This window comes from Nocardia sp. 149-1B, from assembly GCF_057747975.1.
Map to the genome: position 1 here is coordinate 261683 of NZ_CM173233.1, position 16024 is coordinate 277706.

Here is a 16024-nt window from a genome sequence, read left to right on the forward strand (position 1 = left end):
GTCAGGAGTCCGAGGGGTCGACGTACACCGCGTTGCGGTCGACGGTCATGTAGATGTCGTTGGCGATCGGGTTGCGGATCTCCTCGGCGATGTGGCCGAGCAGGCCGGCGCAGCGGGCGAGCAGCACCGTGCCACGCAGCAGCTCCAGCGGCAGGCCCAGGTCGGCCAGCGCCGCCCCACTGACTCCCGCGCCGTTGAGCGGCAGCGTCTTGCCGAGCACCTCCGGATGAACACGACCGATCGCCTCGAACAGTGCGAGGTGCGGGCCGTAGAGCCCTTCCTCGTGGGCGATCTGCACCAGCCGCGGCGTGCGCGGGTCGCCGTCCTTGTGCACGGGGTGTCCCAGGCCGGGCACGAACTTCCCGGCCTCGCGCTGGCGGCGTACGGCGGCGAGCGCAACCTCGTCCCAACCCGCCTCGTCGGTCGGCTGTGACTCCAACGAGGCCAGCACCCCCGCGAGGAAGCGGCCGGTGTCCTCGGTGACCCCGAGGAACCGCGAACCACCCCCCAACAGTCCGGCGGCCAGCGCGCCCTGGATCGCGTCCGGCGCGCTGAGATAGGTGAGCCGGGCCGCGATCGCGGTCGGGGTGAACCCGTGGTCGGCCAGCCCGATCAGCACGGCCTCGAACAGCCGCGACTGCTGGGGCGTCGGCTTCTCCAGCGTCAACAGCCAGTAGGCCAGCTCGCCGAAGGACACCTTCCCCATCAGGTCGGTCGCGAGGTCCTGGCCGAGCAGGGTGATCGTCGTGCCCTCCGACGTACCGAGCGAGGTCGGGAACTGCACGCCTTCTTTGGGGGCAGTGCTCATGAGTTCTCCTTCGGGAAGCCGAGCCAGGCCCGGATCTCGTCGCCGTGCTCGTCGAGCCCCGGCGGCGGTAGGTCGTAGCGCGCCGGGCTGGCGCTGAACCGGATCGGGTTGCGCACGGTCGGCACACCGCCGACCTCGACGACCGGCTCGAGCCCGAGCCGCTCGGCCAGCTCGACGCCGCCGCGCACGTCGTTGATCGGGCCGCACGGGATGCCGGCCTCGGTGAGCACGTCGAACCACTCCTGCGCCGAGCGCTCGGCCAGCCGCTCGAGCAGCAGCGGCCGCAGCTCCTCGCGGTTGTCGTTGCGCGACCCGACGGTCGCGAACCGCGGGTCGTCGGCCAGCTCGGGCGCGCCGATCGCCGCGGCGAGCTTGCGGAACTGCCCGTCGTTGCCGGCCACCACGATCAGGTCCCCGTCACCGGTCGCGAGCGGCTCGTAGGGGAACAGGCTCAGGTGTGCGTTGCCCATCCGGTGCGGCACGACGCCGCCCGCGACGTACGCCGAGGTCTGGTTGACCAGTGTCGACATTGCTGTCGAGAGCAGGTTGGTCTCGACGTGCTGTCCCTCGCCGGTCGCGTCGCGGTGCCGCAGCGCGGCCAGGATGCCGATCACCGACTGCAGGCCGGTCATCACGTCGAACACCGAGATGCCGGCGCGGTACGGCGGGCCGTCGGGGCTGCCGGTCAGGCTCATCAGCCCCGACATGCCCTGCACCAGCAGGTCGTAGCCCGGCAGCGACGCGCCACCCGCGGCGCCGAAGCCGCTGATCGAGCAGTAGACGACGCGCTCGTTAGTCGCGCGGACGGTGTCGTAGTCGAGGCCGAAGCGGGCCAGCCCGCCGGGCTTGAAGTTCTGGATCACCACGTCGGCGCGGGCGGCCAGCGCCTGTGCGACCTCGCGGTCGGCGTCGTCCTTGAGGTCGAGGGCGATCGAGCGCTTGTTGCGGTTGACCGCGAGGTAGTAGGTGCCGACGTCACCGCGGCGAGGCGGCACCCACTCGCGGGTGTCGTCGCCGGCCGGGCTCTCGACCTTGATGACCTCGGCGCCCAGGTCGGCGAGCAGCATCGTGGCGTAGGGGCCGGCGAGGACCCGGGAGAAGTCGGCCACGAGCAGGCCGGCGAGCGGTGGCGGGCCGGTCTCGGCGTTCATCGTCTGCACTCCTGGCCACTAGGCGGACATGTGTCCGTCAATGTGGTCGCTGGGGTGGGGTGATGTCAAGCGTGGGTCCCCGGCCGGTGGTGGTTTCGAGGCTCCTCGCTAGCGCTCGTCGCACCTCAACCACCGTGACCGTCAGACGCCGTGGGTGGCGACGGGGCGGGACTGCCAGAGGGCCCAGTCGGCGGAGACCTCGCCGGCGGCGCGGAGCAACAGCGGGAGGTGGTGGGTGGTCAGCGTCTCGACGCTGGTCTCGGCGGCGTGGACGGTGACGTTCATGGCGGCTCGGACCACTCCCGCACCGTCGCGGACGGGGACGGCGACCGAGCGGACGCCGCGGGCGAGCTCCTCGTCGGCGAGGGCCCAGCCACGGGCGCGGACCACGCGGATCTCCTCGAGGAAGACCTCGACGTCGGGGCCGGTGATGGCCAGGCCGGAGCGGGTCGGCTCGGCCAGCACGGCGCGCACGCCGTCATCGTCGAGGCCGGCCAGCAGCACCTTGCCCTGCGAGGTCACCTGAGCCGGGAAGCGGGTGCCGACGTCCACGCGGAGCGCGATGATCTTGGGCACGGCGACCCGCGCGACGTAGACGATGTCGGACCCGTCGAGCTGGGCCATCGACGAGGACTCGTGGGTCTGTGAGACCAGCCACTCCAGGTGCGGCCGGGCGACGTCCCAGAGACCGAGCGACCCGACGTACGACATGCCCAACCGCAGCACCCGCGGGGTGAGCTCGAAGCCGTCGGAGGTGCTGCGGACGTAACCCAGCTCCTCGAGCGTGAGCAGCAGCCGGCGCGCGGTCGGGCGGGCCAGGCCGGTGTCGGCGGCGACCTCGCTCAGCGACATCGAGCCCCGGTGTGCCTCGAAGCAGGTCAGTACGTCGAGCCCGCGCGCGAGCGCCTCGACGAAGTCCGGGCCCGTGCCGCGTCCTGCCATGGGGGCGATCGTGCCACAACGGACACCCGGCCGCACCAGACCGACCGAGGTTGGTTGAACCCTTGACAGTGACCGCGATCACGCGGCACTGTTCCATCGCAGCCACGATGCGGACGATGGTCCGCGAATGAGGAGGTGTGCGGTGGCGAAGCTCGTGGCGATCCTGGCGACGACCCATCACCCGTTCTTCTACAAGACCAGCCAGCTCGCGCCCGAGGAGGCGCCGCCGTTCGCGGCCGAGTGGGTGCGCAAGGTCGAGGCCTACCGCGCGACGCTCACGGCCGCGCGGCCCGACGTGCTGGTGATGGTGGGCTCCGACCACTTCCATCAGCTGTGGCTGGACAACATGCCGCAGTTCCTCGTCGGCAAGGCGCCGTTCTACGACGCGAACTACTACAACGAGGAGCGCGAGTTCGGGCTGCCGCGGCTGCTGCTCAAGGGCCACGAGGAGCTCTCGTCGTACATCCTGCGCGAGGGCATCGACCGCGAGTTCGACCTGGCGTTCAGCAACGAGCTGCGCGTCGACCACTCGATCACCTGCCCGATCATCACGGTGCGCCCGCAGAACGACCTGCCGGTGGTGCCGATCTACACCAACATCTTCGCCCCGCCGCTGCCGCGGCCCGAGCGGTTCGTCAAGCTCGGCAAGACCATCCGCGAGATCATCGACTCCTGGCCCAGCGAGCTGCGCGTCGCGGTGATCGGCACCGGCCACCTCTCCCTCGAGCTCGGTGGGCCCCGCCAGTTCGGCGAGCACGGCCCCGACCCGGAGTTCGACGCCAAGGCCGTCGAGTGGATCGCGAACGGCGACATCGACGGGTGCCTGGCCAACGTGACGCTCGACAGCCTGCACGCCCCGGGCAACGCGACCCACGGGTTCATGGACTTCATGCTGATGATGGGCATCGCGGGCCACCAGAAGGCCGACCACGCCGACAACCTCGACCTGTTCCACACGATGGAGGCGTACTTCACCTGGTACCCCGAGGGGGATCCGAGATGAACACCCCACGAAATCGCGTGCTTCCCCCGCTGCGCTCCTCCAGCCCACGATTCCGAGGGGACCCCGAATGAGCAAGTACCTCGTCAACAAGTTCCTGTTCACGATCGACCGCGACCCCGAGCTCGTCGAGCGCTACCGCGAGGACCCTGCCGGCACCGTCGCCTGGTGGGAGGCAGAGAAGGCCAACACGATCCTCAACTGCATCGCGGGCGAGGCCTCGACCTGGCTGTCGTTCACCGACGACGAGCGCCGCGCGCTCTCGGAGCACGACCACGTCGCGCTCTTCGAGATGGGCGCCCACCCGTTCCTCACCCTCACGCTCTGGATCGCGATGTTCGAGCGCGACCACGACGAGCCGTTGGCGATGCAGCTCGACTACGCCGCCCGGCTCCAGCACTTCTCGCTGCCCTACCCCGACATCACCACCTGAGGACACCATGAACCCCGACGAGATCTTGCAGGTCAACGACGGACGGCCAGTGGTCTTCCGCAACGCCACCGTGCTCACCATCGACGCAGGCATCATCGAGAACGGCGACGTGCTGGTGCAGGGCGACACGATCGCGGCCGTCGGCCAACGGCTCGACGTACCGGAGGGCGCGCTCGAGATCGACGCCGCCGGCGGGATCCTGATGCCGGGCATGATCGACACCCACCGGCACATGTGGCAGACCGCGCTGCGCGGGTACGGCGCCGACTGGACGCTCTCGCAGTACTTCGTCTTCTACTACCTCACGCACGGACCGATGTTCCGCCCGCAGGACATCCGCGCCGGCAATCTGCTCTCCGCGATCGAGGCCGTCGACTCCGGCGTCACCACCACGCTCGACTGGTCCCACGGCCTGCAGACCGTCGAGCACGGCGAGGCCGCCCTCGAGGCGCTGCAGTCCTCACCCGGCCGCTTCGTGCTCGCCTACGGCAACCTGCTCGGCGCGCCCTGGGAGTGGACCCACGGCGCTGAGTTCCGTGCGTACGTCGACCGCTTCCCGCGCTCGGACAAGCTCGGCCTGCAGCTGGCCTTCGACGTGACCGCCGACCCGGCGTTCCCCGAGAAGGCGGCGTTCGAGGCGGCGCGCGAGCTCGGGCTGGGGGTCACCACGCACGCCGGCGTCTGGGGCGCCACCAACGACGACAGCATCAAGCTGATGGCCGACCACGGGTTCATGGGCCCCGAGGTCACCTACGTGCACGCCGCGAGCCTGTCGACCGACAGCTACCAGCGCATCGCCGCCTCGGGCGGCACCGTGTCGGTCTCGACCGAGAGCGAGCAGAGCGCCGGCCAGGGCTATCCCCCCACCTGGAATCTCCGCAAGCACGGCATCCCGGTGTCGCTCTCGATGGACACGAGTGTCTGGTGGAGCGCCGACCTGTTCTCCGCGATGCGCGCGACGCTCTCGGCCGACCGCTCGCGCGAGCACCTGGCCGCGCACGCCGAGCAGGAGACCGTGGTCACCAACGCGCTGCGCGCCGAGGAGGTCGTCCGGTGGGCGACCCTCGGCGGCGCCCAGGCGCTCGGCCTCGACCACCTGGTCGGCTCGATCACGCCCGGCAAGAAGGCCGACCTGGTGCTGATCAAGAACGACGACAACCCCGCGATGTACCCGGTGCTGCACCCCTACGGCACGGTCGTCTACCAGGCGGGCCGTGGCGACGTGCACACCGTGCTGGTCGACGGCCAGGTCGTCAAGCACGAGCACCGGCTGCTCGCCGGCGACCTCGACGCCGCCAAGCGCGCCGTCAGCGAGACCGTCGAGTTCGCCCGGGTGACGATGGGTGAGCAGGCCTGGGCCGAGGGCATGCACCCCGAGCTGCCCGTCACCGAGCGGATCCCGAACCCCTACACCTACACGGACTTCTCCGGTAGCGACGACCGCCACCAGGCGCAGCAGGGACCCTACGAGCGGGCCTGACGCTCACCCCGTTCGGAAGCCAGCTCGCCGATGCTCGCGATGACCTCGCGCAGCGGCGCGCCCTTCTGGACGTAGCCGTCGGCGCCGAGCGCCATCGCCTGCTCGGCCATCGTCGCGCGACCGAACCCGGACAGCACGACGATCGTGCCCGACGGCACGAGCTCGCGGATGGACGGCAGCGCCTCGAGGCCGTCGAGCACCGGCATCGAGAGGTCGAGCAGTACGACGTCGGGCCGGTGCTCACGCACGGCGTCGATGCCGGCCCGGCCGTCGCCCGCCTCGCCGACCACGGCGTACTCGGCGCGCTCCAGCGCGATCCGCAGGAGAGCCCGCAGGTCCGGGGTGTCGTCGATGACGACCACGCGGCGGGCGGACCAGCCTGTCGTCTCGGCGCTCACGGGTCCTTCCTCTCGCTGCAGTCGGATCACCGTAGAGCCGTCGCACGGCCGCCGTCAGCCCCATTCCGGACATCGACGACCGGTCCAGATCAGTCGGGCGTTCCGGTGGCTCGTGGCAGCCGGGCGGGCACGCGCGTCGTCTCGTCGGTGCGCGCGCCGGCCACCTGGGGCCCGGTGAGGAACAGGGCCTCGGTCAGGTCGGCCCCGCGGAGGTCCGCACCGCGCAGGTCGGCGCCGAGCAGGTCCGCGCGCCCGAGGCGTACGTCGCGCAGGTCGGCGCCGATCAGCAGCGCTCCGCGTAGCGAGGCCGCGCGCAGGTCGCGGCCGCGCAGGTCCTGGCCCGCCAGGTCGGCGTGGGTGAGATCGGTGCCCGCGGGGATGCGCAGCCGGGCGCTCGCCGTCGCCAGCAGACCGCCGCACTCGTCCTGCAGGTCGTCGAGGTCGGCGGTGAGGATCTCCACCGGTGTCGCGTCGCGCAGGGTCAGCAGCCGCGCCGAGAGGTCGTCGGCCGCCGGGTCGGGGGAGCGCTCCGCGACCTCGCCGAGGTGGAGCAGCATCTCGTGCACCCGGCGCAGCGTGGAGAGCACGGCCGCCATCTCGCCCAAGTCCTGCTGGTCGCGCCACGAGGCCCCGGCGTACGTCACCTGGGTCACCTGCTGGCCGGCCCCGAAGCAGTCGAAGACCACGCAGCTGGGCCAGCCGCGCTCGGGCAGCTCGGCGTGGATCTCGCAGCGGTCGTCGGTGCGCAGGTGGTGGCAGGCCACGCCGCCCGCCTTGTCGGCGCCGAAGCCGCCCTGGCGCCGGTAGGGCAGCAGCACGCAGCACAGCGCGTGGCACCGCGCGCAGTCGGCGGTGAGTTCCAGGCGCGAGACGGGCACGGGCGCCATTGTCTCTGACCTGCGAGAATTTGCCAGAGTTGAGTGGAACAGACTCAACTTTGGCCGCGTTGGAGAAGGTGACGGGCCGGGGGTGCCCGACGAGTGACGCCACGAGGAGAATCACCACATGAGCCAGTTCGGTGCCGAGAAGTTCACCACCCGCAGCCGGGAGGCCATCGAGGCCGCCCAGCTGTCCGCGACGACCGCGGGCAACATCCACACCGAGCCGATCCACCTGCTGGTCGCGCTGCTGCTCCAGGAGGAGGGTACGGCGGCGAACCTGGTCGCCAAGGCGGGCGTGGACGTCCCCGGCCTGGTGCGCGCGGCCGCGGCCGAGCGCGACAAGCTCGCGAAGGCGACCGGGTCGACCGTCCAGCAGCCCAGCGCGTCCGCCGCGCTCACCCGGGTGCTGGCCGGGGCGCTGGACCTCGCTTCGGGGATGAAGGACGACTACGTCGCCAGCGAGCACCTGCTGATCTCGCTCGCCACCGTCGAGAGCAGCGCCAAGACCGTGCTGACCGACGCCGGGCTGAGCGCCGACGGGCTGCGCGAGTCGCTGACCGCGGTGCGCGGCAACCGGCGCGTGACCAGCCAGGACGCGGAGTCGACGTACGAAGCGCTCGAGAAGTACTCCGTCGACCTCACCCAGGCCGCCGAGGAGGGTCGCCTCGACCCGGTGATCGGCCGCGACGCCGAGATCCGACGCGTCGTGCAGGTGCTCTCGCGGCGCACCAAGAACAACCCCGTGCTCATCGGCGAGCCCGGCGTCGGCAAGACCGCCGTCGTCGAGGGCCTCGCCCAGCGCGTGGTCGCCGGCGACGTCCCCGACTCGCTCAAGGGCCGCCGGGTGCTCAGCCTCGACCTGGCCGCGATGGTGGCGGGTGCGAAGTACCGCGGCGAGTTCGAGGAGCGCCTCAAGGCCGTGCTCGAGGAGATCAAGTCCGCCGAGGGCCAGGTCATCACGTTCATCGACGAGCTGCACACGGTCGTCGGCGCGGGCGCCGGTGGCGACTCCGCGATGGACGCCGGCAACATGCTCAAGCCGATGCTGGCGCGCGGCGAGCTGCACATGATCGGCGCGACCACGCTCGACGAGTACCGCGAGCGGATCGAGAAGGACCCCGCGCTCGAGCGCCGCTTCCAGCAGGTGTTCGTCGGCGAGCCCAGCGTCGAGGACACCATCCAGATCCTGCGCGGCATCCAGGAGAAGTACGAGGCCCACCACGGCGTACGCATCACCGACGCCGCCCTGGTCGCGGCCGCGACCCTCTCCGACCGCTACATCAGCGGCCGCCAGCTGCCCGACAAGGCCATCGACCTCATCGACGAGGCCGCCTCGCGGCTGCGGATGGAGATCGAGTCCTCGCCGGAGGAGATCGACCAGCTGCGGCGGTCGGTCGAGCGGCTGAAGATGGAGGAGTTCGCGCTCGCCAAGGAGTCCGACGAGGCGTCGAAGGAGCGGCTGGACAACCTGCGCCGCGACCTCGCCGACCGCGAGGAGGAGCTGCGCGCGCTCGAGGCCCGCTGGGAGCGGGAGAAGTCCACGCTCGAGGGCGAGGGCGAGCTGCGCCGCCAGCTCGACCAGCTGCGCATGGAGGCCGACCGGCTGCAGCGCGAGGGCGACCTCGGCAAGGCCAGTGAGCTGCTCTACGGCCGCATCCCGGCCCTGGAGCAGCAGATCGTGGCGGCCGGCGCCGCGGAGCGCACCGACATCGAGCCGCTGGTCGGCGAGGAGGTCGGGCCCGAGCAGATCGCCGAGGTGGTCGAGGCCTGGACCGGCATCCCCACCGGACGGATGCTCGAGGGTGAGACCGCCAAGCTCCTGCACATGGAGGACGTGATCGGCGAGCGGCTGATCGGCCAGCGCGCCGCGGTCGTCGCGGTCAGCGACGCCGTACGCCGGGCGCGCGCCGGCATCAGCGACCCCAACCGGCCCCCGGGCTCGTTCCTGTTCCTCGGCCCCACCGGCACCGGCAAGACCGAGCTCGCCAAGTCGCTGGCCGACTTCCTGTTCGACGACGAGCGGGCGATCGTGCGCATCGACATGAGCGAGTACGGCGAGAAGCACTCGGTCGCGCGCCTGGTCGGTGCGCCTCCCGGCTACGTCGGCTACGACGAGGGCGGCCAGCTCACCGAGGCGGTGCGCCGCCGGCCGTACTCCGTGGTGCTGCTCGACGAGGTCGAGAAGGCCCACCCCGAGGTCTTCGACATCCTGCTGCAGGTGCTCGACGACGGCCGGCTGACCGACGGCCAGGGCCGCACCGTCGACTTCCGCAACACGCTGCTGATCCTCACCAGCAACCTGGGCTCGAACTTCCTGGTCGACCCCACGCTGGACACCGAGAAGCGCCACGAGTCCGTGCTGGCCGTCGTCCGCTCGTCGTTCAAGCCGGAGTTCCTCAACCGGCTCGACGAGATCGTCGTGTTCGACGCGCTCACGATGGAGGACCTGACGCGCATCGTCGACCTGCAGCTCGCGCTGCTGGAGAAGCGGCTGGCGGTGCGCCGGGTGGCGATCGAGGTCTCCGACGCGGCGCGCACCTGGCTGGCCGACGTGGGCTACGACCCGGCGTACGGCGCGCGTCCGCTGCGCCGCCTGATCCAGAGCGCGATCGGCGACCCGCTGGCCCGGATGCTGATCGCCGGCGAGGTCGTCGACGGGACGGCGGTGACCGTCGACCGGGCGCCCGACGGCGATGGGCTGCGCCTGGAGGCGGGCGGGGTGCGGACCGCGTGATCCAATGAGCACGTGAGCGAGCCGACCCCCACCCGCCCGCGCCAGGTGACCCTGGCGGCGTGGCTGATCATGGTCGGCTCGGCGATCGTCGTCGCGATGGTGTTCGACCGCGTCGGTGCGCTGCACACGCTCGAGACCCGCAAGTCGATCGAGAAGTTCCTGGCCGAGCCGCCGGGCTCCGACCTCGGGGTCGGGGTCGACGGCATCATCACGGTCCTGCGGATCACCTCGATGGTGGCCGCGGGATGCGCGACCGCGGCCGCGATCCTCGGCTACCAGGTGCTGCGGCGCAGCCGCAGCGCCCGGCTGGCGCTGACGGTGATCGCGGTGCCGTTGTTCCTCACCGGCATGGTCACCGGCGGCTTCGTGTCCTCGGTGGTCGCGGCCGCTGCGCTGATGTTGTGGCTGCAGCCCTCGCGCGACTGGTTCCGTGACCCCGCCGCGGTCGCACCCCGCACCGGCGCGCTGGCCCCGCGGACCAGCGCACCCGTCGGGGCGACGCCGTACGTCGCTCCTGCGGCGCCGGCCGCGCCTGCCACTCCTGCGGCTCCCGCCACTGCTGCGAGCGCTGCGCCCCCCCGGCCGCCGGCGGTGCTCCTGGCGTGCGTGCTCACCTGGATCGGCAGCGGGTTGACCGCGCTCGGCCTGCTGGCGACCGGGGTCGTCGTGGCCCTCGACCCCGACGTGCTGCTCGACGACGTGCACCGCCGCAGCCCCGACCTCGCCGACCAGGGAGTCTCCGACGACCTGCTCCTCGGGGTCGCGTTCGGGATGCTCGTCGCCCTCATCGTGTGGTGTCTGGTGTCGGCCGTCATGGCCGCGCTCGTGATCCGCCGCGTCGCGTGGGCGCGGATCGTGCTGGTGGTCTCGGCGAGTGTCGCCGCGGTGGTCAGCCTGGCCGCGCTGGTCGCCGGCGCCTTCCTCGTGGTGCTGCTCGTGTCCGCCGCCGGCGGCACCATCGTGCTGCTCTCGCGCTCCGACACCGCCGCCTGGTTCCGCGACCCGCGATAGGCCGGAGGATCGACCACCCAGCGTTCGGCGGGTGATGGAGGGGCGTTCACCGCGGGTTCGCCGGGGCTCGCGAGGCTGCGCGTGCCCGTCCCGCCGCTGGCTCGGCAGCGCCTCGAGGAAGACAATCGCGTGCTCCTGCTCTGGCGTGCCCCGCTCGGCCTGCTCCTGACTCTCGCCTTCGCGCTGCTCGGCCTGGTGGCCCTCGCTCCCGCGGCGACGGCCGCCGACACCGACATCCGGATCAACGAGGTCCGCTCCGACCCGACCGACACGGTCGAGCTGGTGAACCTCGGCGCCAGCGCCGCCGACCTCTCGGGCTACGTGTTCAGGGATGACGACGACACCCACAGCTACCCGCTGCCGGGTGGCACCACGATCCCGGCGGGCGGCCACCTGGCGCTCGACATCACAGCGTTCGGCCTCGGCAAGGGCGACTCTGCCCGGCTCTTCGCGCCGGACGGGGTGACGCTGATCGACTCCACCACCTGGCCCGCGGGCACGCACGCGACCACGTGGGGCCGCTGCGTCGACGGCACCGGGACGTTCATCGCGATGACGCCCTCGCTCGGCGCCCCGAACGTCTGTGCCACCCCCGACAGTGCGGTGAGGATCAACGAGTTCTCCTCCAACAACCCCGACTTCATCGAGCTGCTGAACACCGGCACCGGCCCGGTCGACCTCTCCGGCTGGATGCTGAAGGACAACACCGAGAACAACTCCTACACGTTCCCGGTGGGCAGCTCGATCGCGGCCGGCGAGCGCAAGGTCCTCAACGGTGAGTCCGTCGACTTCGTGTTCGGTCTCGGCAACGGCGACGCGGTCCGCCTCTACAGCGACAGCGACCTGACCACCCCGATCGACTCCTACACCTACCCGGCCCACCCTGCGGCGGGGAAGAGCTACGGCCGCTGCCCCGACGGCACCGGTGCGTTCGAGGTCACCGCCGCGGCGACCAAGGGCGCCGTCAACCAGTGTGCGATCCCGGCCGGCGGCGAGAACATCAAGGTCAACGAGGTCCAGTCCGATCCCGGCGACCTCGTGGAGCTGACCAACACCGGCGACACCACGGTCGACATCTCCGGTTACGTGCTCAAGGACAACGACGACACGCACGCCTTCACGATCCCGGCCGCCACCGCTCTCGCCCCGCACGCCTACGCCACCTTCGACGTGAACGCGTCCTTCGGGCTGGGCAAGGGCGACTCGGTCCGGCTCTACCAGCCCAACCTGGCCAACCTGCTCGACGCCACGACGTGGCCCGCCGGCACCCACGCCACGAACTGGGGCCGCTGCCCCAACGGCACCGGCGACTTCGGTGTCGTGACCGACACCCTCGGTGCGGCCAACGACTGCGGCGGAGCGCCGTCGGGACCGCCGGACGTGGTCATCAACGAGGTCGAGTCCAACGGCGACCAGGTCGCCGACTGGGTCGAGCTCAAGAACCGATCCGCCGCACCGGTGAACGTCTCGGGCTGGAAGATCGTCGACGGCGACCCCGACCACGCGGCCACGCCGGTCGTCGTACCGGCGGGCACCACGATCCCGGCGGGCGGCTACTACGCGATCTACACCGAGATCTCCCAGACTCCGGGTTTCGGCCTCGGCGTGGGTGACAGCGTCACGCTCTTCCTCCCCGACGGCACCACCGAGGTCGACACCACCACCTGGGGAGCGCACGCCGCGACCACCTGGGGACGCTGCCCCGACGGCACCGGCGACTTCCGCGAGACCACCGCCTCGACCCGAGGTCTGCCGAACGCGTGCAGCCCGGTCCGGATCAACGAGGTCGAGTCCGCCGATGGCACCCCGGGTGACTGGGTCGAGCTGGTGAACATCTCCGCGAGCCCGGTCGACGTCTCCGGCTACGTCGTCAAGGACGGCGACGACGCCCACGCCTACGCGATCCCCGCCTCCACCAGCGTCGCGGCGAAGGGCTACCTCGTGCTCGACGAGAGCAGCCTCGGGTTCGGCCTCGACGACACCGACGCGGTCCGGCTGTACGCCGCGGACGGCAGCACGCTGATCGAGCAGTACAGCTGGGCCACGCCCGCCACGCAGTCCTACGCCCGCTGCAAGGACGGCGTCGGTGACTTCACGGACGCCAGGACGCCGACCAAGGGCACCGCCAACTCCTGCCCCGGCCTGGACACCTCGCCGTGGCCCGGCGGGCAGACCGTCTCGTACGCCGACCAGGCCGGCACGTTCCTCCAGGACCTCTCCGGCCTCGCGTTCGACCCGGCCGACCCGGACGTGCTGTGGGGAGCGCAGAACAAGCTGGGCACGCTCTTCAAGCTCACCCGGGACGCGGACGACGACTTCGTCCCGGCCACCGGCTGGCCCAAGAACCCGGTTTACCCCGACGGCACCGGCGCCCCCGACACCGAGGGCATCACGATCGGTCCGGACGGCTTCGTCTACCTGGCCGCCGAGCGCAACAACGCCGCGAGCGGGGTGAGCCGGATGTCGATCCTGCGCTACGACCCGTCCGGGACCGGCGCCACGATCAACGCCACCAACGAGTGGAACCTCACCAGCCAGATCCCGCCTGCCGGGGCCAACCTCGGCCTCGAGGGTGTCACGTTCGTGCCCGACAGCTACCTGACGGCAAACGGGTTCGTGGACCAGGGCACGAACGCCGCGTACCGGCCCGCGACGTACCCGCTCCACGGCACCGGTCTCTACGTCGTGGCGGTCGAGGCCACCGGAGACCTGATCGCCTTCGCGCTCGACAGCGACGGGACGACCTCGCACAAGGTCGCCACGATCGACAGCGGCTTCGAGCACCTGGCCGACGTCGACTTCGACCCCGAGCTGCAGGCCCTCCGCGCCGTCACCGACGACACCCACGACGGGAAGACCTCGCTGCTCCGCATCGACGGCACGGGCGGCTTCGTCGTCGACGCGGCCTACGACCGCCCCGTCGGGATGCCGAACCTCAACAACGAGGGCCTGGCGGTCGCGCCGCAGTCGCGCTGCGTCGGTGGGGCCAAGGAGGTGCTGTGGTCCGACGACGGTGACACCGACGCTCACTCGCTGCGCCGCGGCACCATCGCGTGCACGGCGCCGAGCACGCCGCCGGCTCCGTTGCCGCAGACGGTCGCGTTCACCACGGCCCCGCCAGCTGCGCCCGTCGTGGGCCAGAACTGGACGGTGACCACCCAGGGCGGTGGCTCCGGCAACCCGGTCGTGCTGTCGTCCACGACGCCGGCGGTGTGCGGCGTGGCCGGCTCGGTCGTGACGTTCGCCCACGCCGGCACCTGCACCGTGGCCGCGAGCCAGGCGGGGAGTGCCGCGTACCTGCCGGGGTCGGCCGTGCGATCGGTGGTCGTCGCCAAGGCGCCGACGACCACCGTGGTCACGATCGGCGTGAGCAGCCAGACCGCCACGGTCGCGCCGGTGGCACCGGGGGCGGGGGTGCCCGGTGGCACCGTCACCTTCGCGGCCGGGGGAGTCTCGCTCGGCACCGCCCAGCTCGCGAACGGCGTGGCCACGCTGGCCCAGCCGCTCCCGGCGGGGGCGACCAGCCTCACCGCGACGTACGCCGGCGGCGACGACTTCACCGCGTCGACGGGCTCGGCAGCTCGCCAGCTGCCCACGATCACAGCGTCCGTCGCCCCTGACCGGCCGTCGTCGGGCTGGTGGACCGGGCCGGTGACGGTGCGGTTCGCCTGCGCCGGCGCCGTGGCCTGCCCGGCGGCCGTCACGCTGGCGCGTGACGGTGCCGGCCAGTCGATCACCCGCACGGTGACCGCGGCCGACGGCGGGACCGCGACGGTGACCGTCGACGGGATCGACATCGACAGCGCCGACCCCGAGGTCAGCATCAAGGGCGTCGAGGACGGCGCGATCTACCGCGGTCGGGCGCCGAAGGCCCGGTGCGTGGCGACCGACGAGCTGTCGGGAGTCCGGTCCTGCACCCTGGACCGGACCGTCCGCGGCAAGCGGGTCATCGTCGTGGCGCGCGCCGTCGACGTGGCCGGCAACGTCGCGACCGACCGGGTCGTCTACCGGGTCAGGAAGCGCTGAGGTCGGCCGCCCTCAGGCGGCGCAGCCCTTCCTCGATGACCTCGGCCTCCTTGCAGAACGCCCAGCGCACCAGCTGGCGCCCCGCATCGGAGTCGTAGAACACCTGGGTCGGGATCGCGACCACGCCGGCGCGCTCGGGCAGGGCCAGGCAGAAGGAGCGGCCGTCGGGCCACCCGAGCGCGGAGATGTCGGTGGTCGCGAAGTAGGTGCCCTCCGGCACGCGTACGTCGAGGCCGACGGCACTCAGCCCCGCACAGAGCAGGTCGCGGCGCTCCCGGAGGCCGGCCGCCAGCTGGACGGGGAAGTCCGGCTCCTCGTCGAGGGCGTAGGCGACCGCGGGCTGGAGTGGCGAGCCGGAGGTGAACGTCAGCCACTGCTTGGCAGCGAGCACCGCGCCCACGAGCTGGGCGGGGCCGGTCGCCCAGCCGACCTTCCAGCCCGTGAACGAGTAGGACTTGCCGGCGCTCGACAGCGTGAGCGTCCGCTCGAACATGCCGGGCAGGGTGGCGAGCGGGACGTGCTCGTGCTCGTCGTACACGAGGTGCTCGTAGACCTCGTCGGTGATCACCACGAGGTCGTGCTCGATCGCCACGTCGGCGACCGCCTGCAGCTCGGCCCGGGTGAGCACCGTGCCGGTCGGGTTGTGCGGAGAGTTGAGCAGCACGAAGCGAGTCCGCGGCGTCACCGCGGCGCGCAGCTCGTCAGGGTCGAGCCGATAGTCCGGGGCGCGCAGGGTCACCGGACGGCGTACGCCGCCCGCCATCTGGATCATCGCGATGTAGGAGTCGTAGTAGGGCTCGAGCACGATCACCTCGTCACCGGGGTCGACCAGGCCGAGCAGGGCCGCCGCGATGCCCTCGGTGCAGCCCGTGGTCACCACCACCTGGCTGTCCGGGTCGAGCTCGAGGCCGTAGTGGCGCTGCTGGTGGCGGGCGACCGCCTGGCGCAGGGCGGGGATGCCGACCCCCGGCGCGTACTGGTTCTGCCCGCTCTCGAGTGCGGCCACCGCCCGGGCGATCACCTCGGGCGGACCGTCGACGTCCGGGAATCCTTGGCCCAGGTTGACCGACTGGGTGCGCACGGCGAGCGCCGACATCTCCGAGAAGATCGTCGGCGGGATGCCCTCGAGGCGGTGCGCGAGGCGGGGGGCGAGCATGTGA

12 protein-coding genes are annotated in these 16024 nt (G+C 71.7%); 6 read left to right on the forward strand and 6 right to left on the reverse strand.

Annotation, left to right across the window (positions count from 1 at the left end):
• Position 1: 1 nt before the first annotated feature.
• The 3 genes from AC3ANS_RS01225 to AC3ANS_RS01235 form a co-directional block, all read right to left on the reverse strand.
• Entirely contained in the window at positions 2 to 808 is an 807-nt protein-coding gene (locus tag AC3ANS_RS01225; RefSeq protein ID WP_488294360.1) for a citryl-CoA lyase, read from the reverse strand.
• Positions 805 to 1959 (reverse strand): CaiB/BaiF CoA transferase family protein, encoded by a 1155-nt coding sequence (locus AC3ANS_RS01230; protein ID WP_488294361.1) that lies wholly within the window; start codon positions 1957 to 1959, stop codon positions 805 to 807. The genes AC3ANS_RS01225 and AC3ANS_RS01230 overlap by 4 nt, the downstream gene beginning before the upstream one ends.
• Before the next feature lie 141 nt (positions 1960 to 2100).
• On the reverse strand, positions 2101 to 2901 hold the full coding sequence (locus tag AC3ANS_RS01235; RefSeq protein WP_488294362.1) for an IclR family transcriptional regulator domain-containing protein: 801 nt from the start codon (positions 2899 to 2901) through the stop codon (positions 2101 to 2103).
• Between the two features lie 142 nt (positions 2902 to 3043).
• Here AC3ANS_RS01235 and AC3ANS_RS01240 point away from each other — a divergent pair, with 142 nt between their 5' ends.
• The 3 genes from AC3ANS_RS01240 to AC3ANS_RS01250 all read left to right on the forward strand — a co-directional run bounded on the left by AC3ANS_RS01240 (position 3044) and on the right by AC3ANS_RS01250 (position 5814).
• Positions 3044 to 3904: a DODA-type extradiol aromatic ring-opening family dioxygenase gene (locus AC3ANS_RS01240; protein WP_488294363.1), complete on the forward strand. Its 861-nt coding sequence runs from the start codon at positions 3044 to 3046 to the stop codon at positions 3902 to 3904.
• A gap of 67 nt (positions 3905 to 3971) precedes the next feature.
• Positions 3972 to 4334, forward strand: a complete 363-nt coding sequence (locus tag AC3ANS_RS01245; RefSeq protein WP_488294364.1) for a hypothetical protein — start codon at positions 3972 to 3974, stop codon at positions 4332 to 4334.
• 7 nt (positions 4335 to 4341) lie between these two features.
• Complete coding sequence (locus AC3ANS_RS01250; RefSeq protein ID WP_488294365.1) at positions 4342 to 5814, forward strand: amidohydrolase family protein; 1473 nt, start codon at positions 4342 to 4344, stop codon at positions 5812 to 5814.
• On the opposite strand, the gene AC3ANS_RS01255 is transcribed toward AC3ANS_RS01250, so the two are convergent.
• Entirely contained in the window at positions 5799 to 6212 is a 414-nt protein-coding gene (locus AC3ANS_RS01255; RefSeq protein ID WP_488294366.1) for a response regulator transcription factor, read from the reverse strand. The genes AC3ANS_RS01250 and AC3ANS_RS01255 overlap by 16 nt on opposite strands.
• 89 nt (positions 6213 to 6301) lie before the next feature.
• Positions 6302 to 7090: a pentapeptide repeat-containing protein gene (locus AC3ANS_RS01260; protein ID WP_488294367.1), complete on the reverse strand. Its 789-nt coding sequence runs from the start codon at positions 7088 to 7090 to the stop codon at positions 6302 to 6304.
• A 127-nt stretch (positions 7091 to 7217) separates the two neighbouring features.
• On the opposite strand from AC3ANS_RS01260, the gene clpB reads away from it, so the two are divergent.
• The 3 genes from clpB (at position 7218) to AC3ANS_RS01275 (ending at position 14864) form a co-directional block, all read left to right on the forward strand.
• A complete protein-coding gene (gene clpB / locus AC3ANS_RS01265; RefSeq protein WP_488294368.1) occupies positions 7218 to 9827 on the forward strand; it encodes an ATP-dependent chaperone ClpB in 2610 nt (869 codons plus the stop codon).
• Positions 9828 to 9839: 12 nt separating this feature from the next.
• Positions 9840 to 10838 (forward strand): hypothetical protein, encoded by a 999-nt coding sequence (locus AC3ANS_RS01270; RefSeq protein WP_488294369.1) that lies wholly within the window; start codon positions 9840 to 9842, stop codon positions 10836 to 10838.
• Between the two features lie 129 nt (positions 10839 to 10967).
• Positions 10968 to 14864 carry a lamin tail domain-containing protein gene (locus AC3ANS_RS01275; protein ID WP_488294370.1) on the forward strand — a complete coding sequence of 1299 codons (3897 nt, stop codon included), beginning with the start codon at positions 10968 to 10970 and terminating at the stop codon, positions 14862 to 14864.
• On the opposite strand, the gene AC3ANS_RS01280 is transcribed toward AC3ANS_RS01275, so the two are convergent.
• Complete coding sequence (locus AC3ANS_RS01280) at positions 14851 to 16020, reverse strand: pyridoxal phosphate-dependent aminotransferase (protein WP_488294371.1); 1170 nt, start codon at positions 16018 to 16020, stop codon at positions 14851 to 14853. The two genes, AC3ANS_RS01275 and AC3ANS_RS01280, sit on opposite strands and share 14 nt — an antisense overlap.
• Positions 16021 to 16024 lie beyond the last annotated feature (4 nt).

What these genes read in the sequence shown, in the direction of transcription:
- AC3ANS_RS01225 (WP_488294360.1), bottom strand. Translation starts at nt 808, where the DNA reads ATGAGCACTGCCCCCAAAGAAGGCGTGCAGTTCCCGACCTCGCTCGGT.
- AC3ANS_RS01230 (WP_488294361.1), bottom strand. Translation starts at nt 1,959, where the DNA reads ATGAACGCCGAGACCGGCCCGCCACCGCTCGCCGGCCTGCTCGTGGCC.
- AC3ANS_RS01235 (WP_488294362.1), bottom strand. Translation starts at nt 2,901, where the DNA reads ATGGCAGGACGCGGCACGGGCCCGGACTTCGTCGAGGCGCTCGCGCGC.
- AC3ANS_RS01245 (WP_488294364.1), top strand. Translation starts at nt 3,972, where the DNA reads ATGAGCAAGTACCTCGTCAACAAGTTCCTGTTCACGATCGACCGCGAC.
- AC3ANS_RS01250 (WP_488294365.1), top strand. Translation starts at nt 4,342, where the DNA reads ATGAACCCCGACGAGATCTTGCAGGTCAACGACGGACGGCCAGTGGTC.
- clpB (WP_488294368.1), top strand. Translation starts at nt 7,218, where the DNA reads ATGAGCCAGTTCGGTGCCGAGAAGTTCACCACCCGCAGCCGGGAGGCC.
- AC3ANS_RS01280 (WP_488294371.1), bottom strand. Translation starts at nt 16,020, where the DNA reads ATGCTCGCCCCCCGCCTCGCGCACCGCCTCGAGGGCATCCCGCCGACG.